Consider the following 20,302-nt stretch of genomic DNA (forward strand, 5'->3'; position numbering starts at 1 on the left):
TCCTCCTTATGGCTGTGGCAGCTTCGCGCTTTGCTGGCGGTATTCCCGCGCCTTTTCCTGCATGCCGATTTGCAGAGCGGACTCGGGAGATACTTGTTTTTCCTGGGCGTACTGGCGAATGTCCTGGGTAATACGCATGCTGCAGAACTTGGGACCGCACATCGAGCAGAACGGGGCGGACTTGGCTCCTTCGGCAGGCAAGGTTTCGTCGTGATACTCGCGTGCCCGCTCGGGATCGAGTGACAGGTTGAACTGATCCGTCCAGCGAAATTCAAAGCGTGCCTTGGACAAGGCGTCATCGCGTTCCTTGGCGCGCGGGTGCCCTTTGGCCAGATCGGCAGCATGCGCAGCGATCTTGTAGGCAATCAAGCCGTTGCGCACATCTTCTTTGTCGGGTAGTCCGAGATGTTCTTTTGGCGTGACGTAGCAGAGCATCGCGCTTCCCATCCAGCCGATCATCGCCGCCCCGATGGCCGAGGTGATGTGGTCGTAGCCTGGAGCAATGTCCGTGGTCAAAGGGCCGAGCGTATAGAAAGGCGCTTCGTGGCAAATCGTGAGCTGCTTTTCCATGTTCTCCTGAATCAGGTGCATCGGGACGTGGCCCGGTCCTTCGATCATTACTTGTACGTCGTGTTTCCAGGCGATTTTGGTCAGTTCGCCCAATGTCTCGAGCTCGGCAAACTGCGCTTCGTCGTTGGCGTCGGCAATCGAGCCCGGACGCAGACCATCGCCTAAGGAGACGGAAATATCGTATGCCTTCAAAATTTCGCAAATCTCTTCGAAGTGCGTGTACAGGAAGTTTTCTTCGTGATGCGCCAGGCACCAGGCTGCCATGATCGAGCCTCCGCGGGAGACGATGCCGGTCACTCGCTCCGCAGTGAGCGGAATGTACCGCAAGAGCACGCCAGCGTGAATCGTAAAGTAGTCGACGCCTTGTTCCGCCTGTTCGATCAGCGTATCGCGATAGATTTCCCAGGTGAGTTCGGCGGCGTTTCCTTTTACCTTTTCCAACGCCTGATAAATCGGAACAGTTCCGATCGGTACGGGACTGTTGCGGATGATCCATTCCCGTGTCGTATGGATGTGCTTGCCTGTGGACAGATCCATGATCGTGTCGGCGCCCCAACGTGCGGCCCACATCATTTTTTCCACTTCCTCGCCGATGGAGGAGGTGACAGCGGAGGTGCCGATATTGGCGTTGATCTTGACGTGGAATTTTCTGCCGATGATCATCGGTTCGCTTTCCGGATGGTTGATATTGGCCGGGATGATGGCGCGGCCTTTGGCGATTTCGTCGCGGACGAGCTCAGGGGACACGCCTTCGCGGACCGCGACGAATTCCATTTCCGGGGTAATGATTCCGTTTCTCGCGTAGTGAAGCTGGGTTACGGCTTTCCCCGTTTTTGCCCGTAGCGGCTTGTGCCCGGGGCGGGAGAAGACAGGCACTTCCTTTTGTGCCTCGCCGTCCTTCAACCCGTCATCGGCGGGCTGGATTTGCCGTCCTTCGTATGCTTCGGTATCGTTGCGCTCCGCGATCCATTTCGCCCGCAGCGGCGGCAAGCCCTTGCGAATGTCAGCGCTGTAGCCAGGGTCCGTGTATGCGCCGCTTGTGTCGTAGACGCGCAGCGGCGGATTGGCGTGGGTGCCGTTTGTGCCGGTGGAAGGCGACAGGGAGATTTCCCGCATCGGTACGCGCAGATCGGCTCGGCTTCCGCTCACGTACACCTTTTGGCTGCCGGGAAAAGGCTCGACGCCTGGCAGGTGGAAGGGGGATTGGGTGGATTGTGGCATGAAAAAAACCTCCTTTTTGGGTCGCACGGAAAGCAAACCTTTTCGGGGAGGCGAAAGAATCTTTCGCGGCACGAAAAAACGTCGCACAAGGGCATGCGACGCCAGACGCGAGAGAAGAAAAGATACGGGTACCCGAAAAACAGATACAGGTATCCTTTCATGTCATCTATGGCGATTCCTCCGCTGGCATTACCCAGTTCAGGTTCAACGGTCGACGGCAGAATAGCCGTCCTCTCAGCCTGGTTCCCCAAGCTCCCGCGCGTATATCGGTGTTGGTGTTGCTAGATACAGCTTATCTGTTCTGTTTACAGATTGCAAGGGAAAAATAAGAATGTTGCGACGAGACTGCCTATTCTTGCTTTCGCTCCCTTTCCCTCAAAAGCTCAATGAGCTGGTCGAGCTTCTCGTTTCGCTGCCGATCGTGAAGTGTCTTTTCTTTCATAAAACGAAGGACCATGATGATCAGATACAGTACAAAAGCGTAGAAGGCCAGAGCAATCAAGATCGGGATAAACGTAGCGATAGAACTCATGTCCGCCAATACCTGCCTTTCCTTTACGAAATAAAGATACCTATATCATCAGTTTACCGAAAGCCGCTTTCATTTTCATTTTTTCCCGGTACATTTCCTGATCCGCCCCTCTGATCACTTCGTCGCTAGACATCCCGGATTCGCAGGGGAAAAGTCCGTAGCTGGCCGAGAGTGCATACGGTCTTGCACCTGTCTGGTTCATTTCGGCAAAAGACTGGCGAATACGCTCCCAGATCAATTCCACTTCAGAGCGCGGTTTTTCGAAAAACAGGATGATAAATTCGTCTCCGCCGTAGCGGAACAGCAGATCGTCGGGGGACAGGTGTCGGGCAATCACCTGGCAAACAGTCGTAATCAGCTCGTCACCAGCCAGATGGCCGTGCGTGTCGTTTACTTCTTTCAGGTTGTTGATGTCGATGAAACAGACGATACATGCCATCCCGTCCGCATAGGTCTGTGCCAGCACTTTATCCAATACGGCCAAACCGCTGCGCCGATTCATCAGTCCGGTCAGCGCGTCAATGGAAGCGTGCTGGACGAGCTCTTCCTCGAATGTTTTCAAATGTGTGATGTCGGTAATACCCGACAAGATACATGTCTCGTTGTGGAATTCGATCAGCTCGTAGTTGACCATCATCCAGCGCCTGCTGCCCGAGGGCCCTTCCTGCTTGATGATGAAATTTTTGATGCTGCCGGATTGTTGCAGTTGTGTGACCAGCTTGGCCCGCTCCTCCCAATCGTGAAAAACGAAACGCACATCCGTGGCGATTGCTTGCTCGCGGATCGCGGGGTACTGCTGGAGCGCGGTGTTGTTCACCAGAATGATCTTGCCGTCTTGCAGGCGGGACAGAAGGAGGGGAAACGGATTGATTTCAAACAGCTTGCGAACGCTCTCCTCCGATTCCTTTTGCTGCTGGTGGTGCTGATAGCTTTTGCGCTGCCCATTGTACAGGATGACCATGATGAGAAAGGAAAGAAACACAGCCAGGGTGGTGTGAATCTGCTTGGAGACGAGCAAGCCCGGATCGTCGATGAACATTCCAAGACCAAGTAGAAAGAGGGAATGAACCAGCAACAGGATGATGAAAAAGTGCCTGGGACGAATCGGCAAAATCATGGGGACGGCAAACAGGACGATCAAATACGCTTCAATCGTACCGACCAGGCGATGGCTGTTGAGCGAGGCAAGCGCACTGGAGGCGACGTAGAGCGTCACATACGTGTTGGCCAGGCAAGTCGGCCAGTAGGAGGCGTAGAAGCGTTCGTTGTGCCTCATCCCGTAATACACGCACAGGTACAGAACAGAGGCGACGAAGCCCGTCAGATGGATCAGCAAAAGCGTCGTATGAAACGAGGTAGCGAACAAGTCCCAATACAGAAAAAAGTCGACATAGAGGTAGAAGAGATACAGTACCAGCATCCCAAAAGATGCAATTTTCAAACGACTTAGCAAAAGCTGATGATGAGAGCGAAGGAATTCCTCACTGTATATACTCATTCGTGTACGGTTCAACTCCCGGTATGATTCCGAAGTAGACCCTCGAGGCGTGCCAGGCTTAGCTTACGCCTCGAAGGGAAAAAAGTGAACATATCGACTCTACTTGATGATGCAGCTGGCCTCCACCCGGTAAATCCGCTGTCCGCGCGCCGAAAAACGCTCTTCGTACTCGGTCATTACGTTGCCGGCAGCCAGCTTGGAGTTGTGCAGATCAAAAGTGATGTTGCGCATCTGAAACCGTTCGGCGGAAAACTGGTTGAGCGAGTACTCAAACAGCTTTTCGTTGTCTGTCTTCATATGAATCTCTCCGTCAGGCTTGAGCACGTGCCGATACGTGGCAAGAAAGCTGGGAGAGGTGAGACGGCGCTTGGCGTGGCGTGTCTTTGGCCACGGATCGCTGAAGTTGAGATAGATCAGGGAGATTTCATCGTCGGCAAACAGCTCCCTCAGCTCGGCAGCATTGAACTGGACAAAGGCCAGGTTGGGGATCTCCCGGTACTCGGTGCGCTGCAGGGCCCGCAAGATTACCTCTGCTTTCAATTCGACGGCGATGAAGTTGAGATCCGGATTGCGTTGCGCGAGAGTGGTGATAAATTGCCCCTTGCCGCAGCCGATCTCCACGTGAATAGGCCGATCGTTGCCGAAGCGTTCATGCCACCGTCCCTTGTACTGTCCAGGGTTGTCCACAAACGTGGGGTATTCGCGCACGGCCTTCTCTGCCCCGGGAATATTACGTAGTCGCATAAGTGCCTCCTTAAAAAATAACTCCTATTTACTTTACGATGAGACTGTCCCGGTTGCAAGTAAAGTCAACGGATACATGCGGGCATCCCTGTGGCCGACATTCAGGCGAAGCCTGGCATTTCCTGCATGGGAAACTAGGAAAAAAGTCATGTGTGACAAGCGATAGAGAAAATAGAGTGCGGAAGAAATTGGACAGATTTCGAGGTAGATTCTGGCACGCGAATAAACTGAAAATTTGGTTGTATGCCCATGAGAACGGGAATCAGAGCGTCAACCGGAAATGATGTCCAAAAGTGGGTGCGCCAATCTGGAAACTTTTTGGAATGTAACCGAAAAAATCAGAGTGGTAAAGTAGGGTGAAAGAGAGAGAACAACCAAACTTTTCAAGGGGAGGACAACCAAATGAAACTGCGCAAAACATTACTGGGATTGATGATGGGGATTTCGCTCGGGGTGACGGCTGTAGTCGCACCACTGCCAGGAGCACCTGTAGAGGTAGCTCATGCCGCATGGAGCCAGTCCAAGGCAGATAAAGTAATCTCTACCGGGAAAAAGTACATGGGTCGACCATATAAATTCGGTGCTAGCAAAAATACGACAGCCGTTTTTGACTGCTCTTCTTTTGTACAGCGTGTCTATAAAGAGGCGCTTGGCAAGTCGCTGCCACGCGATTCCCGTTCGCAATCGAAGGTCGGGACGAAGGTTTCGAAAAGCAACCTGAAAAAAGGAGATTTGGTTTTCTTTAAAGCGAGCAAGAATACCAAGTCTACGCGAATTACACACGTTGCGATCTACGCCGGCAACAACCAGCTTCTGCATACATATGGAAGCCCTGGTGTCACATTTACCAAGTTTAAAGGAACGAACTGGGAAAAACGCTTCGTAACCGCAAAACGCGTCATGTAATCGAAGGAAAATCACTTGTTTTTGCTTGTCACTATATATGACGATGTATCGATCAAATAGTTTCGCTCTCAGGAAAAAACAAGTCCTGTCAAAAAGAAGCAAAACAAGAAAGGCTATCCCGTCTGCTGTTGCAGGGGATAGCCATTTTTTTGTCCCGTCTGGGTAGCGGGCGATTAGATTTTGAGCACGCCGCCCATGCTGGCATTGGTTACGAGCTTGGAGTAGCGGGCGAGGTAGCCTGTTTTTACTTTTGGCTCAAAGCCTTTCCAGCCTTCTTTGCGGCGAGCCAGCTCTTCCGGATCGACGTGAAGCTGGATGGTGCGCTCCACAAGATCGATGGAGATGATGTCGCCATCCTGGACGAACGCGATCGTGCCGCCTTCCGCAGCTTCTGGAGAGACGTGTCCGATGCTGATCCCGCGGGATGCGCCGGAGAAACGTCCGTCCGTAACGAGGGCTACTTCCTTGCCCAGTCCCATACCGACGATTTGCGACGTAGGCGCGAGCATTTCCGGCATGCCCGGACCGCCTTTTGGCCCTTCGTAGCGGATTACGACGACGTGGCCTGACTTGATCTTTCCTGCCGCGATGCCCGCCAGTGCCTCCTCTTGGGAGTCAAAGCAGATCGCAGGTCCTTCATGGCGTTTGATCGACGGATCGACGCCGCCCGTTTTGATGATCGAGCCTTGCTCGGCCAGGTTTCCGAAGAGAACCGACAAGCCGCCGGATTCGCTGTACGGGTTTTCCAGACGGCGAATGACTTGCTCATTGGTGATTTCTGCGTTGGCGATGTTTTCACCCAATGTTTTGCCAGTGACCGTGATGCGGTCGGGGTGAATCGCGCCTTCTTTTCTGGAAATCTCCCGCAGGATGGCAGAGACGCCGCCTGCTGCGTGGCAGTCTTCGATATGGTAGTCGGAAGCGGGAGCCAGCTTGCAAATGTGTGGAACGCGCTTCGCTACTTCGTTGATGCGTTCGATCGGATACTCGACGCCTGCTTCCTGGGCGATCGCCAGCGTGTGCAGTACCGTGTTGGTGGAGCCGCCCATCGCCATGTCGAGGGCAAAAGCGTCATCGATCGCTTCCTTCGTCACGATATCGCGCGGTTTGATGTCTTGTGCGATCAGGTGTTTCAACTTCTCGGCTGTCGCTTTGACCAGCTCTTTGCGCTCCGGCGAGACGGCGAGTACGGTACCGTTGCCTGGCAGGGCCAATCCGAGCGCTTCCAAGAGACAGTTCATCGAGTTGGCGGTAAACATGCCGGAACAGGAGCCGCATGTCGGACAGCCGTAACGCTCCAGCTCGTCCAGTTGATTGTCGTCGATCAAGCCGGCCTGATGCGCGCCGACGCCTTCGAATACGGAAGAGAGCGAGATCGAGCGTCCATCGCTGGTTTTCCCGGCTTTCATCGGTCCACCTGTAACAAACACGGTTGGAATGTTGACGCGCAGCGCACCCATGATCATTCCGGGCGTGATCTTGTCACAGTTGGGGATACAGATCATCCCGTCGAACCAGTGAGCGGCGACCACGGTTTCCAGGCTGTCAGCGATGACTTCACGGCTTGGCAGGGAGTAGCGCATGCCGATATGTCCCATGGCAATTCCGTCGTCCACACCGATTGTATTGAATTCAAACGGAACCATGCCGGCTGCACGTACCGCTTCTTTCACGATTTTCCCGAACTCCTGCAAATGCACGTGACCGGGGATAATGTCGATATACGAGTTGCAGATCGCAATAAATGGTTTGTCGAAATCTTCATCCTTGACCCCTGCCGCACGCAGCAAGCTGCGATGGGGAGCGCGGTCAAAGCCTTTTGTGATCATGTCACTACGGAGTTTAGCCACTTGAAAAATCTCCCTTCCTACTTCATAATAGCAGTCTTCTATTTTGCATTATCTTATCACTATTCGTACAGTAGAAACAACCGTAAAAGTCTGAACATTCGTTCGGTATCCTGCTTGTTCCAGCACTTCACAGCAGATTGCAGCGTGGAAATCGAGGGTGAATTCCTCTACAATGAATAAAAATGGCATGAGTTGGAGTGGAGTGAACATGGTAGAAGAGATTCAAGAATTATGGGAAGGCGGAAGCGAGGAGGAGCGCGAGATTTTGCAGCTTGCCGTCCAGGCGATCCGCCAGAAGCGTGAGCGGAACAGCGCCTTTATCTCAGGCTTCCTCGGCTTGCAAGGCGAATTTCTCGACGAGAGTACATACTGCTTTGAGATTCCGCTTACGCCCTTTATGCTCAATGCCAGAGGCGTGGTTCACGGAGGCATCGTGGCTACGTTGATCGACTCCACGATGGGCTCGTTGATCAACCGTTCTTTGTCCTCCAATCAGTACGCTGTGACGACCGAGCTCAAGGTCAACTACCTGCGGCCGGGAAAAGGCGAGCGTATTCGCGCCGAGGCGCGGTTCCTCCATCGCGGTCAGACGCTGGCAGTGCTCGAATGTAGCGTCTACAACGAGCGAAACAAGCGCTTGGCGCACGGAACCGGCTCATTCATGGTGCTGACGAGACAGCCATAAAAAAACCTCTATCCGCAAGCAGGCTTGCGTTGGATAGAGGTTTTCCATCTTCCCGGTCGGGAGGATGGGCTAGCGGATGACCATCAGTCCGCTGTATTGGGAAATATACGACAGCATCTTGTCAGACAGAGGGACGATGAACTCCATGTTCTCCCTCTCTACGATACCGGAGCGGGAGACGATGCGTACCCATTTTGCGACCAGCTTGTACGAGTCGGCGGAAAAGAAGGGACGTGCCTCCTGTCCGCGATGGAGATAGGCGACGGGGAAAGACTCCCGCGTGGCCGGGACGACGCTGATTATATCGTGCAAAAACAGATGGTAGGTCATATGCGGTTTAAAAAACACCAGCTCCTTGCTGGTGACGGAGCAGCCCAGGTCCTTGTTCATCTGTGTCAGCTTGAGTTCACCTTCAAGCTGCTTGAGACGGATGAAATCATTGTTCAAACATTTCCCCTCCAATCAGCGGTAGTAGGGTGTCTCTCTATCATAGTTACGTTTCCCACATACGCGCAAGCCAAATCGACACAGGAGAGTGTAATCGATATGGAAAAAATGCTGGAAATCGCAAAAGAAGCGGCGTTGCAGGCAGGCGACTACTTGCAGAGCCGATTTCTCGAAACGCACGTCCCGGATGAAGAACTGCACAATGACGTGAAATTGCCGGAGGACAAAGAAAGCGAGCGGCGGATAATCGAGGTGCTTCAGCGCCAATTCCCCACGCATACGATTTTTTCGGAAGAGGTCGGGATGGTCCCGCGTGAAGACGAGTATTTATGGGTGGTCGATCCGCTCGACGGTACCAACAACTACTTTATCGGATTTCCGTATTTCTCTGTCTCCATCGCCTTGCAGCATGCCGGTGATCTGGTACTGGGAGTCATCTACAATCCGGTAGCGAACCAACTGTTCTGGGCGCAAAAAGGCAAGGGCGCCTATCTGAACGGAAAGCCGCTGTCGGTAAACCGGCGCACCGATCTTCGCAAGGCTGTAGGCACGTACATTCGCGGTCGGGACACGGTGACAAAAGAAGAGGAGTTTCGCTTTACCCAGCCGTTTGTCACCGAGACCAAGCGGCTGATGCGCAACATCGCACCGGCATTGGACTGGTGCCTGCTCGCCAACGGATGGCTGGACTACATCGTCATGCAGCGCTCCGGCATCATGGACGTGGCGGCTGGCATCGTCATCGCCCGGGAAGCGGGAGCGACGATTACCGATTGGCAGGGCAATCCGTATCGCCATCAGCCGTTTCGCGACGAGGACGATACGTCACTGGTCGCGAGCAACGGCCCGCTGCACGAAAAGATCAGCAGCCTGATCGTGGAATAGGACGGCAGGAGAGAAACGATGAAAAAAGCACGAGGCCATTGTACATGGCTTCGTGCTTTTTGCTGTTGCGGATGCCTTATTGCGTAACTTCAACTGTTTCTGCAACCTCTTCAGCCTCTGCGGCTTCCAGTGCTTCCAGTTCTTTCTCCCATTCCAGTTCCCACTCTTTTTGCATCTTGTAATCGTCTACCATCGATTGAACGAAGGTGCGGAAGAAACCTTTGTCGCTGAAACCGTTGATTGCTGCTTCATCTTCGTACAATTGCTCCAAGGTTACACCGGCATCTGCTGTCGGGATTTCGTACTTGGTTGCATTGTCAAAGTTGTACGCGAATTGGTCAGCGTACAGACCCAGCGTGATCGGAGCTTCCATCGCTTCGTTTTGGAAGGTGACGCTCAGCTCGCTCACTTGTTTTACTGGCAGCTTGTCTTCTGTTACGTAGAACTCTACGTTCCAGTCGATGGCATGCAGTCCGGCTGCTTTCATTTCTTCTACGATCTTGTCAGGGGTGTATACAGGGCCGACTTCTGCCAACCATGCTTTTGCCGATTCCAGACCAAGCGCTACTGTTTCTTCAGCCAGTGCGCGTTTTTCAGCGTCTGTCGTGCGACCTTCTTCCGGGAACAGCTCTTCCTGCAGGGAAGCGCTCAGTACCATCAGGTCGATCGCAAATGCTTTCACTTCTTCATTGGCAACCGCGTCGTTCGCTGTGTAGAAGAACATGTTCACCAGTTCTTTTGCGTCCAGCTTGATCGCGATATGAGTGGTTTCTGCTGTCTCGCCGTTTGGCAGTTCTACCGTTGCGGCGCCCAGGTTTTCCACGTTGTTCAGTTTGTAGCCGTACTTCGAGACGTAATTTTTCACGAACTCGATGGTCAGCTCGTTGATTTTGTCCTGGTACTCTTTCAGCTTCGCAGCGTCGACTTGCTCGGAGCCGCCAAGTGCTGCCAAATCAGTAGGGCTGGCAGAAATCATCAGGTACTTGCTGTCGAGTGGCGATTTTGCAAACATGTTGTCGCCGTTCAGGATCAACTCGACCGCAGCCTTGTCGTCTCCTGTCCACAGGTTGTTGTCGCGCAGCAGTTTGTCATCGTTTACTTCGAAGATCGCCTGGACGTTTTCGAGGTCAAGCTGCGAGCCTTTGACTGTTACGCCAGCTTTGAGTGCTTCCAGCAGAGCCAATCCTTGGGCGTCCGTTGGTTCGCCCATCAATTCAGGCAATTTGTCGAGATCACCGGTCAGTTTGACTGTGCCCTCGTAATCATAGTTTGGTTTTTCAATCGTAGTGACAATGGCATCGCGTACCAGCGAAGCCTCGCCGGCACATCCCGTCAATACGAGCGTACCTGCCAACAGCAGGGCGCTCCCCTTTTTCCACATATAGTTTACCTCCCCAAGTGTATGGTTGTATTACCCACATAGTTTTACGTGTTAACTAGGCAAAAGGTTTCGAAATTCAGTAAAAAAATCAGAATCTACCTAAATGAATACAGTTTCATGGTAAGATGAAAGGGAAACAAAGGGAATGTTTTGAGAAAGGACGTTGCAACATGTGGGCGTGGCTGCAAAAGCTGATGAGTTATATACGCGGTGAAGAAGAACAGCGGGAGAGCGAGGATGTTCGGCCACTGCCGGCTTCTCATCGTCAGCTCCAGGCAAAAACGAAAAGCATTTTTCCGAAGGAGCGGGAAGCTGCTCGGACGACATACGAATCTCGGGAGGAAAGAGCGCGGCAATTCCGCTTTCCGGTCGTACCCGACGACTATCAGGTGAAGAAGCGCGCGCAAACAGCGAACCGGACAGATGCGCCAGCAAGAGAGCGTGAGGCGGAGCGCCCGATGCGCGAGCGCAAGATTCCCGAATACGAGCCGATGGCAAAGCCTGCTGCGGCGAAGGAAGAAGCCGCGCGAGTCCAGGATGCGGTTGCACAGCCGGTGCGCCCTCCGCGCAATCCCTCGCGTTTTGAGGAGCAGCACCAGCAGGGGACACAGTCCAGGCGCATCCCGCCCGTTCCCGCGTCCGGAGAAAAGCGCGCATACACGCCGTCGGAGATCGTCTCGCCGGTGTACGGGAAAATTACGCCTTCTACCAAAGAAACGGAACATCGCATACATACGACCGCGGGAGTCGTCTATCCCCGATTGGAACAAGAAGAGATGCTGAGCCAGATCAGGCAGTGGGAGCAGTCGAAGCAGTCCGGGCGGCTTTCGGACGAGCTGGTGAAGGAAGAGATTCGGGAGGACAAGCCGCCTGCGGAAGCGTTGCGGGAAGACGTGCTTCCAGGCGAGGATGCAGCAGAGGCTGCATACGGGCAGCAAGACGAAGAGCCGGATGCTGCACCTCAGGCAGAAAACGAGCTGTACGTGCAGACAGACCCCGATGCAGAAAGAGCGGAAACATCAGCGCACGACGAGGAAGAAGCTGCGTTCCCGTTTTCCAGTCAGGATGTACAAGCACCAGCGGGTGTCGTGATGCAGGCCGAGGAAGTGCCAGAAGCTGGCGCGCAGTTGGAAGAGGAAGAACTGTCTGAAGCGAATCAGAATGAGCCACATGACGAAGACGAGCCCGATGCGCAGGACGATGGTTGGACGGAGCAAGCAGGGCTACCGGAGCCGTACGAGGCGGAAACGCCGACATCTTCTGCGATCCAGCAGGAGCAGCACGGCTGGGAGGAAGAAGCCGTACAATGGGAGATGGAGCAGGCAGCAGAAGAAGAGGCTGACTTTGAACGCGACGAACGTGAAATGATGACTCCCCCGGAAGCAGGCCAGGAAGCAGCAACGATGGACGAGCAGAATACAGATGAGCAGAATACAGAAGCAACGAAGGTTGCGGAGGCAGTACCGGACACTGAGGCAGTACAGGAAGCTCAGGCACAAGAGGAAGTGCGTGAGGCAGTGACAAAAGCGCGAGAGGAAGTGGCGGCGACGTCTGTGGCTCCTGCTACTGCGGAATCGCCAGCGTATGCACTGCCGCCGTTGGACTTGCTCAACCCGAGCCCGCCGCCGCAGGCAGATGACGACGAGCATACGCAGTTGCAGCAAATTTTGCTGGAGGAGACGCTGGCTAACTTCAACGTGAGCGCACAGGTCGTCGGCATCGTCAAAGGCCCGTCCGTGACCCGCTTCGAACTGCAGCCGGCGCCCGGGGTGAAGGTGAACAAGATCACCAGCCTGGTGGATGACATCAAGCTCAACCTGGCGGCCAAGGACATCCGCATCGAAGCGCCGATCCCCGGACGCAATGCGATCGGGATCGAGGTACCCAACTTGTCCAGTCAGCCGGTGCTGATCGAGAAGATTATCGGTTCGGAGACATTCCAAAAGCATCCGTCGCCGCTCGCAGTCGCGCTGGGCATGGACATCGGCGGTGAGCCGATCATCGCCGACATCAAAAAAATGCCGCACGGTCTGATCGCCGGTGCGACCGGATCAGGAAAAAGCGTCTGCATCAATTCGATCATTGTCAGCCTGCTGTTCAAGGCGACACCCGAGCAGGTGCGACTGCTCCTGATCGACCCGAAAATGGTCGAGCTGGCACCGTACAACCATTTGCCTCACCTGGTCACGCCTGTCGTGACGGAAGCGAAACAGGCCACAGCCGCGCTGAAATGGGCAGTAGAGGAAATGGAAAAGCGCTATGCGCTGTTCGTGGACGCCGGAGTGCGTGACATCGATCGCTACAACCAGACTACCGATGACCAACTGCCGTATATCGTCATTGTCATCGACGAGCTCGCCGACCTGATGATGGTGTCCCCGCAGGACGTCGAGGATTGCATCATCCGCATTGCGCAAAAGGCGCGTGCTTGCGGCATCCACCTGCTGCTCGCCACGCAAAGGCCATCCGTCGACGTGATTACCGGAAACATCAAGGCGAATGTGCCGACGCGGCTCGCGTTTGCTGTATTCTCCCAGGTCGATTCCCGGACGATTCTCGACCAGTCAGGGGCGGAGCGCCTATTGGGACGGGGCGACATGCTGTTTTTGGAAAGCGGAACGACGCCTGTTCGCCTGCAAGGGAACTTCGTCTCCGATGACGAGATTGAACGGATCACGCATATGATCAAAAAGCAGCGCAAACCTTCCTACTACTTCAGCAAGGAAGATTTGGAGCAGCAGGTGCAGTCATATGATGCCGGCGACGATCCGCTCTACCTGGAAGCGCTCGTGTTCGTGGCGGAGCAGGGCCAGGCGTCTGCCTCGGCTTTGCAGCGCAGGTTCCGGGTCGGATACAACCGCGCGGCACGGCTGATCGAAATGATGGAAGCGGACGGCTACGTGTCCGGGCAAAACGGCGGCAAGGCGCGAGCTGTGCTGATCACGCCCGAAGACGCCCAGGCCGTCGTGGAAGGTTCGACATTGCTCTGATCAAATCGAAATGGAGGATGACCCCATGCAAGGTAACCCATTGTTCAAAACGTATCAGCAGATCACGGACCAGCTCGTCTTGTTCAACGAAGAGCATTATCTTGGTGTAGCAAAAGTAAACATCTCGTCGATGGCCAGCGAAGTCCGGGAAGCGTTGTTCAACCTGTTGTACGAATTCGATTCCCCGGAGATGGAGATCGAAATCGATGTGTCGGAAGAAGAAAAAGGAACGTGGTACGTGCAGCTTCTCGTTCCCCACGTCCTGACCCTGCCGGAAGCGGCGATCAGACGGATCGACAAAGGCATGGAGCAGCTTGCGGAGCACGTGCGAAAGAGCAAGGCGGAACTGGAGCAGATGCTTTTGCGCGGCGAGGACATCTACGAATACGTGAAACGGTACAATCCCGATTTGAAACGGGTTGTCTGAACGGGCAAACTCCATACAGGACACAAACGGACGATCTCTCAGTCGAAAAGACGAGGGGATCGTCTTTTTTCATTCGTAAATGTGGACCGGGCGCAATACCTTAGTAGTGAGTGGAATGACTCACGTCGATTACAAGCAGGGGGAGATGCTTTCCCATGAACAAGTTCGTAAAAGGCATGCTCGTCGTCCTGGCAGGCGGTGCGATCATCGGGGGAATCAGCTTGTACCAGACAGTAGGACAAGTAAAAGAGACGGCAGCCAAGATTTATGAGCCGCTGCCCCCATTGCCGCAAACCGACCGTACCGCGCCCGTTCCTCCCGAAGCGCCCGAACGCCAGAAGAGCAAAAAAACAACAGAGCAGAAGCCGATCACCATTCTCCTGTTCGGTGTAGATGAGCGGGAGGGCGACAAAGGCAGGACGGACACGTTGATGTTTCTTTCGTTTCATCCGCAAAAAAAACAGTCCTTGATGATCAGCATCCCGCGGGACACACGTACTACAATCGCTGGCAGGGGCTTTGAGGACAAGATCAATCACGCCTATAGCTGGGGCGGCGTCGCTTCGACGGTCGGGACCGTGCAGGACTTTTTCGACACGCCAATCGACTATTACGTTCACGTCAACATGGAGGGCTTTTCCGAAATTGTGGACACGCTTGGCGGCGTCACGGTGGATAACCCGTTTGCCTTTTCGTATGAGGGCTACGACTTCCCCCAAGGAATGATTCAATTGGACGGGAATACGGCACTCGCGTACGTGCGCATGCGCTATGAAGATCCACAAGGAGACCTCGGCCGGAACAAACGGCAGCAGCAGATCATTCGCCAGCTGATGGACAAGGCTAAACAAACCGGCACATTCACAAAGCTGGATCAAGTGCTTGCGACCGTCGCCAACAACCTGAAGACAAATCTGACCTATGACGATATGAAAGCGATGCTGTTTGCCTACCGCGATTCGCTGGAAACGATCGAAGTGGTCGACATCACGGGCAGTAGCGCCCTGATTGGCGGGGTCTACTACTACATCGTACCGGACAGCGAACGCCAGCGGATACAACAGCGAATCGACCAGTTTCTGCTGCCCCAACAACGGTCCGCGGATGAGGCGGGCACCGGTCCGACAAGAGCAATAGACTCATAAAAAAGTTTTATTTTTGCCGGTACCAACTGACGTATAACCCGAAGTTTTGTACATATAAATGGAGCATAGCATAGGGAAATTGGACTAATCCATACAGATCCGAAGAGGGTGAAAAACGGTGCAAACGCAGATGGAAAGCAAGGAGTGAATGCTGCTATGGTCAGCCTCAAAAAGGGGGAACTGTACGGATGAGTCTGGAGTTTGTGCTCCTGATCTTGCAAGCGTTGCGCAAGCGCTGGATTCTAATGACGACGATCCCTCTCGTTTGTGTTGCGGTTTCAGGGTTCATCAGCTATGTTGTCATGGTTCCCACATATGAAGCGTCGACTACGCTTCTAGTACGACCTCAGGCATTGGAGAAGCAAGACCTTTATACAAGCATTCTGAGCAATCAGCAACTGATCAAGACTTACAGCGGACTGATTCAGACGCGAAAAATTGCCCAGGACGTCATCAGCAAGCTGGATTTACCCCTCACACCAGAAGCCCTCCTGGAGAAGCTCGATGTCAACACCTCCAACATCTCCTTCATTATTACACTTACGTATTCTGACCCGGACCCCGAGATGGCTGTACGGATTGTAAACGAATTTTCCCGTTCCTTTTCTGAAAACGTCAACTTGTTTATGAACATGGACAACGTCGTCATCATCGATGAGGCAAAGTTTTACGAGGAGGTGCAGCCCGCGTCACCCAAGCCGATGCTCAACATGGCTGCCGCTTTTTTCGTCGGCCTGTTTTTCATGGCTTTTACGCTGATCGTCGTGGAGGCAAGGGAGGCGATGCAAAAAAAGCAGGCTCGAAAACACGGGCAGTTGGCAAAACAAGATACCAATACAGAGCGAGTTCATTCCGAAAGGAGCAATGATTGTGAAGAAGCAGATTAAGAAAGCGGTCATTCCCGCGGCAGGACTTGGGACACGCTTTTTGCCCGCTACCAAGGCGATGCCCAAGGAGATGCTGCCGATCGTGGATAAGCCGACGATCCAGTATATCGTGGAGGAGGCTGTGAACTCGGGCATTGAAGACATCATCATCGTGACGGGGAGAAGCAAACGTGCGATCGAAGACCATTTCGACAAAAACTACGAGCTGGAAACGAAGCTGATGGAGCGCTCGCAAAAGGAACTGCATGAGATCGTGGATGGACTTACCAATATGGTCGAGATTCACTTTATCCGGCAGAAGGAAGCGCGAGGATTGGGACATGCGGTATGGTGCGCACGCAAATTCATTGGCAACGAGCCGTTTGCCGTGCTTCTCGGCGACATGCTGATCGATAGCCAGGTACCCTGCCTGCAGCAGATGATCGAGGTGTATGAAGAAGAGCAGACCAGTGTGATCGCGGTGGAAGCGGTCAGCCCGGAAGAAGTGCAGAATTACGGCGTCATCCAGGGAGTCACGCTCAGCGATCGCCTCGACCTGGTGCTTCAACTGGTGGAAAAGCCGAAGCAGAACCCGCCATCTAATCTGGCAATTACAGGGCGCTATTTGCTGGACCCGCGGATTTTCGAGATTCTTTCCCACAGCAACCCGGACGCCAGCGGCGAGATCCAGTTGACAGACGCGCTGCAGGTGCTGGCGCAGGAGCAAAAAGTGCTGGCGTACCGCTACGATGGCGTGATGTATGACGTAGGCAGCAAGTTCGGCTTTCTCAAAGCGACAGTAGAGTACGCGATGAAAAACGTCGAGTTGAGCCGGGAGTTTGGGCGCTATCTGGCCCTTGTCAAGGAAAGGGAAGTGAGCAAGCTTTGGAAACAACCGGTAGGGTAGAGGGGAAAATCGAAGACAGACGGCAGGCAATGCCGATCGAAACCTTTTACACGAGCTACGGGAAGGCCGGATTTGATTACACGCTTGCGTTTCTGCTGGTGGTGCTGCTGTTCCCGTTATTTTTGGCGCTGGCACTACTGGTGTACATCGACTCGCCTGGGAAGGTGCTGTTCCGGCAAGTACGCGTTGGCAAGCACGGCAAGGAGTTTTGGATATACAAGTTTCGCACGATGCACGAACATGTGCCCAAGCAAGGCGTCTCCCCGATTTCTTCGCGAGACGCGAGAGTGACCCGCCTCGGACGCATTCTGCGCGCGAGCAGCCTGGACGAACTGCCGCAGCTGTTCAATATTTTGCGCGGCGAGATGAGCTTTGTCGGTCCCCGTCCGGAACAAAAAAGCATCGTCGACCAGGAGTACACCTGGCTGGAGAGGCAGCGCTTGCTGGTGAAGCCGGGCTTGACCGGGCTGTGGCAAATCAGCGAGGACCGGCGTAAACCGATCCATGCCAACCTGCATCACGATCTGGCCTATATGCAGCAGATTTCCTTTCGTACCGACCTGAAAATCATATGCAGGACAGCGGGCGTAATGTTCAGGAGCAACACGTGCTAGCAAGTGCGTTGGCGTGGATCAAGCGCATGCAGGCCTGGAGAACGATGGATAGGATCCTGGTAGCAAACACGCTGTGGATGCTGCTGGGTGAAGGCACGAAGCTGATGATGCAGATGGCCTACTTTGTCATCATCGCCCGGATGCTCGGAGCTGACGGGTACGGACTTTTTATCGGGGTAGTTGCTCTGATCGCGGTGCTGACTCCTTTTTCCAGCCTGGGAAGAGGGGAGCTTTTGGTCATGCACGTCTCGCGCGACAGGCAATGCTTTCCCGAATATTTCGGCAACTCACTGGTGATGACGGCACTGTCGGGCACGATATTGACGGGAATCGCGCTTGGGATGGGCGTGATGCTCTTTTCCGGAACGATCAGTCCGCTCTTGATTGTCTGCATTGCCCTGTCTGACTTGATCGGATACCGTCTGCTGGAGATCAGCGGAAAAGCGTATCAGGCATTCGAACAGCTTCAGCGTACGGCACAGCTCAATGTTCTCATCGGGGCGACCCGACTGCTGGCAGCCGTGCTGCTCGTGTTTGTCGTGACGGATCAGGGCGTGGAGAGCTGGGCGTTGCTCTACCTTTTGTCGACGGTGGTCGCAGCAAGCATCTCCCTTGGGCTCGTGACCAAGGAGTTGGGACGGCCGGCGATCAAGCTGCGCAAGCTGGTCACAGAGCTGCGTGCAGGGAGCGCCTTTTCCATCAGCCAATCGTCGCTGGCGCTGTACTCCGACGTCGGAAAAACGGTGCTGCTGCGCTACTCTACAGCCGAGCACGCGGGCATCTATGCGGCGGCAAGCCGGATCGTCGACGTGGCGCTGACGCCGGTCTATGCGCTGATGGACGCTGCTTTTCCCCGCTTCTTTCAAGAGGGGGTTCACGGACTTGGAAAAAGCGTCAGCTACGCAAGCAGGTTGCTGCTCCTCTCGCTCGTCTACTGCGGGCTGGCATGGCTTGGCTTGTGGCTGGCTGCGCCGTTGATACCCTGGGTATTGGGTGACGAGTACCGGTCTGCCGTGGAAGCGATTCAGTGGATGGCGATCATTCCGCTGCTCAAGGGGATGCACGTGTTTGCCGCAGACGCATTGACCGGAGCGGGATTTCAGGGCTGGCGCACAGGTGTCCAGGTGCTGGTCGCGGTAGTTGTGACAGGGTTGCACATTCTCATTGTCCCTTTGTACGCCTGGGGCGGGGCGATTGCCGTCAGCATTGTCGGAGATGTCATGCTGTGCGGCTTGTACTGGGCGATGATCGGCTATTTGCTGAAAAGAGAGAGAAGCGGGCAGCAAAAGGGGCATTTGACCAATGAGGGAGGCTGATCGTGCAAGCTGAAGTGACGCTGGAGAGTAGCGCAGTGAGAAAGGGAGAGCCGGAGCAGAAAAAGGATCGGCTGAAACAGGCGGAACAGCTATTTGTCATCGTTGTATTTCTGTTTTTTGCACAGGCGTTTTTTCCTTTTTTCCAGGCGGGACAAATGGAGAGCGTGGCGGAAGGAAACAGTCTTTTGCAGATGATCTGGATAGTGATCTACGGAATTGCCGCCGTGCTGCTGATGGTTCACGCCAAAAGCGCGCGGGCCATTCTCGATCGAGACAAGCTTTCCCTCGCCTTGTTGCTCATGGTGTTGCTGTCGGTGCTCTGGTCGGCTGCGCCGGACATCACGCTGCGGCGGGCGGTCGCTTTTCTCGGTACGAATCTGGTGGCGATTTACATCGCGGCGCGCTTTACGATGCGGGAATTGTTTCACCTCGTGGTCAATGCGCTGCTGATCGGGGCCTTGTGCAGCCTGTTCGTCGCCGTTCTGCTGCCTGATAAAGGGGTAATGCTGCACGAAGGAAGCAACGCCTGGCGCGGCATCTTTTCCCATAAAAATCAGTTGGGCAGGCTGATGTGCCTGGGAGCGATCCTCTCGTTGATCGCAGCCTTGACGCAGCAGTGGCCGCGTTGGATCGCACTCGGCGGTTTTGCGCTGTGCACGACGCTTTTGTTCATGTCCGGATCGCGCACTGCGTTTGTCGTGTTTGCGTTTTTGCTGCTGGCGATTCCGGTGCTCTGTACGTTTCGCTGGAGTCCGTATTTGCAGCTTTTGATCTGGATGTCGGTCTGCTTTGCGCTGACGGCTTTCGTGCTGCTCGTCATTCCCCATGCGGAAGGCTTGCTGGCATCCCTGGGCCGGGACCTGACGCTGACGGGCAGGACCGAGCTGTGGTCTATCGTCGCTGAGTTGCTGCGCGAGCGACTTTGGCTCGGCTATGGGTACAGCGGCTTTTGGCTGGGCTGGGAGGGCGATTCTTCTTACGTCTGGATGGTATCGATGTGGGAGCCTCCCAACGCGCACAACGGCTTTCTCGACGCAGCAGTCGAGCTTGGGCTGATCGGCTTGGCGATTGTTCTGCTGAGCTTTGTGCAGCGAATCGTCAAGGCGCAATACTGGCTGAAAAGGAACCGTTGGGAAGGGCTGTGGCCGCAGTTGTTTCTGATCTACCTGGTGCTGTGCAATTTGACCGAAACCACGCTGATCGACCACAACAGCTTTTTCTGGACGCTATTTCTCGTCCTCGGCTTTTTGCTGCCTGGTAAGTATCAGACGGAACAAAAGAGACGAACGAAAGCGTCGGCAGGACTGGAGGGATAGAG

At 54.5% G+C, this 20,302-nt stretch carries 18 protein-coding genes and 1 riboswitch; of the genes, 11 read left to right on the top strand and 7 right to left on the bottom strand.

All coding sequences use genetic code 11. The annotated features are described in order from the left end of the window. Positions 1-6: 6 nt before the first annotated feature. The 4 genes from thiC to trmB all read right to left on the bottom strand — a co-directional run bounded on the left by thiC (position 7) and on the right by trmB (position 4,565). Positions 7-1,791, bottom strand: a complete 1,785-nt coding sequence (thiC, locus tag ACAF76_RS05120; RefSeq protein ID WP_400162826.1) for a phosphomethylpyrimidine synthase ThiC — start codon at positions 1,789-1,791, stop codon at positions 7-9. A 158-nt stretch (positions 1,792-1,949) separates the two neighbouring features. Continuing rightward, positions 1,950-2,060, bottom strand: a riboswitch (TPP riboswitch). 80 nt (positions 2,061-2,140) lie between these two features. Further along, positions 2,141-2,323 (bottom strand): hypothetical protein, encoded by a 183-nt coding sequence (locus ACAF76_RS05125; protein ID WP_400162827.1) that lies wholly within the window; start codon positions 2,321-2,323, stop codon positions 2,141-2,143. A 40-nt stretch (positions 2,324-2,363) separates the two neighbouring features. After that, the gene (locus ACAF76_RS05130) at positions 2,364-3,821 is read right to left on the bottom strand and encodes a diguanylate cyclase domain-containing protein (RefSeq protein WP_421617594.1); all 1,458 of its coding nucleotides are present in this window, start codon (positions 3,819-3,821) and stop codon (positions 2,364-2,366) included. A 99-nt stretch (positions 3,822-3,920) separates the two neighbouring features. Beyond that, positions 3,921-4,565 carry a tRNA (guanosine(46)-N7)-methyltransferase TrmB gene (trmB, locus tag ACAF76_RS05135; RefSeq protein WP_400162829.1) on the bottom strand — a complete coding sequence of 215 codons (645 nt, stop codon included), beginning with the start codon at positions 4,563-4,565 and terminating at the stop codon, positions 3,921-3,923. Between the two features lie 402 nt (positions 4,566-4,967). Between trmB and ACAF76_RS05140 the strand changes: the two genes are divergently transcribed. Then, positions 4,968-5,471: a C40 family peptidase gene (locus tag ACAF76_RS05140; RefSeq protein ID WP_400162830.1), complete on the top strand. Its 504-nt coding sequence runs from the start codon at positions 4,968-4,970 to the stop codon at positions 5,469-5,471. Positions 5,472-5,644: 173 nt separating this feature from the next. Here the strand turns inward: ACAF76_RS05140 and ilvD are convergent, their stop codons facing one another. Next, positions 5,645-7,321: a dihydroxy-acid dehydratase gene (ilvD, locus tag ACAF76_RS05145; protein WP_400162831.1), complete on the bottom strand. Its 1,677-nt coding sequence runs from the start codon at positions 7,319-7,321 to the stop codon at positions 5,645-5,647. A gap of 208 nt (positions 7,322-7,529) precedes the next feature. Here ilvD and ACAF76_RS05150 point away from each other — a divergent pair, with 208 nt between their 5' ends. Continuing rightward, entirely contained in the window at positions 7,530-8,006 is a 477-nt protein-coding gene (locus ACAF76_RS05150) for a PaaI family thioesterase (RefSeq protein WP_400162832.1), read from the top strand. Positions 8,007-8,075: 69 nt separating this feature from the next. Here the strand turns inward: ACAF76_RS05150 and ACAF76_RS05155 are convergent, their stop codons facing one another. Continuing rightward, on the bottom strand, positions 8,076-8,453 hold the full coding sequence (locus ACAF76_RS05155; RefSeq protein ID WP_400162833.1) for a hypothetical protein: 378 nt from the start codon (positions 8,451-8,453) through the stop codon (positions 8,076-8,078). Between the two features lie 108 nt (positions 8,454-8,561). Here ACAF76_RS05155 and ACAF76_RS05160 point away from each other — a divergent pair, with 108 nt between their 5' ends. Beyond that, entirely contained in the window at positions 8,562-9,338 is a 777-nt protein-coding gene (locus ACAF76_RS05160) for an inositol monophosphatase family protein (protein ID WP_400162871.1), read from the top strand. A gap of 76 nt (positions 9,339-9,414) precedes the next feature. Here the strand turns inward: ACAF76_RS05160 and ACAF76_RS05165 are convergent, their stop codons facing one another. Beyond that, positions 9,415-10,719: a hypothetical protein gene (locus ACAF76_RS05165; RefSeq protein ID WP_400162834.1), complete on the bottom strand. Its 1,305-nt coding sequence runs from the start codon at positions 10,717-10,719 to the stop codon at positions 9,415-9,417. A gap of 170 nt (positions 10,720-10,889) precedes the next feature. Here ACAF76_RS05165 and ACAF76_RS05170 point away from each other — a divergent pair, with 170 nt between their 5' ends. The 8 genes from ACAF76_RS05170 (at position 10,890) to ACAF76_RS05205 (ending at position 20,300) form a co-directional block, all read left to right on the top strand. After that, positions 10,890-13,709, top strand: coding sequence for a DNA translocase FtsK (locus ACAF76_RS05170; RefSeq protein ID WP_400162835.1), 2,820 nt, complete (start codon positions 10,890-10,892; stop codon positions 13,707-13,709). 25 nt (positions 13,710-13,734) lie between these two features. Continuing rightward, positions 13,735-14,136: a hypothetical protein gene (locus ACAF76_RS05175; protein ID WP_400162836.1), complete on the top strand. Its 402-nt coding sequence runs from the start codon at positions 13,735-13,737 to the stop codon at positions 14,134-14,136. Between the two features lie 155 nt (positions 14,137-14,291). Next, positions 14,292-15,281 (top strand): LCP family protein, encoded by a 990-nt coding sequence (locus tag ACAF76_RS05180; protein ID WP_400162837.1) that lies wholly within the window; start codon positions 14,292-14,294, stop codon positions 15,279-15,281. A gap of 188 nt (positions 15,282-15,469) precedes the next feature. Further along, positions 15,470-16,168 (top strand): YveK family protein, encoded by a 699-nt coding sequence (locus ACAF76_RS05185; protein WP_400162838.1) that lies wholly within the window; start codon positions 15,470-15,472, stop codon positions 16,166-16,168. Next, positions 16,152-17,054 (top strand): UTP--glucose-1-phosphate uridylyltransferase GalU, encoded by a 903-nt coding sequence (galU, locus tag ACAF76_RS05190; RefSeq protein WP_400162839.1) that lies wholly within the window; start codon positions 16,152-16,154, stop codon positions 17,052-17,054. Before ACAF76_RS05185 ends, galU begins: the two co-directional genes overlap by 17 nt. Beyond that, entirely contained in the window at positions 17,033-17,668 is a 636-nt protein-coding gene (locus tag ACAF76_RS05195) for a sugar transferase (RefSeq protein WP_400162840.1), read from the top strand. Before galU ends, ACAF76_RS05195 begins: the two co-directional genes overlap by 22 nt. Further along, positions 17,662-18,984 carry an oligosaccharide flippase family protein gene (locus tag ACAF76_RS05200; protein WP_400162841.1) on the top strand — a complete coding sequence of 441 codons (1,323 nt, stop codon included), beginning with the start codon at positions 17,662-17,664 and terminating at the stop codon, positions 18,982-18,984. Before ACAF76_RS05195 ends, ACAF76_RS05200 begins: the two co-directional genes overlap by 7 nt. A gap of 2 nt (positions 18,985-18,986) precedes the next feature. Then, complete coding sequence (locus ACAF76_RS05205) at positions 18,987-20,300, top strand: O-antigen ligase family protein (RefSeq protein ID WP_400162842.1); 1,314 nt, start codon at positions 18,987-18,989, stop codon at positions 20,298-20,300. Positions 20,301-20,302: the final 2 nt, after the last annotated feature.

It is taken from the genome of Brevibacillus sp. TJ4 (assembly GCF_044627595.2).
GTDB lineage: Bacteria > Bacillota > Bacilli > Brevibacillales > Brevibacillaceae > Brevibacillus.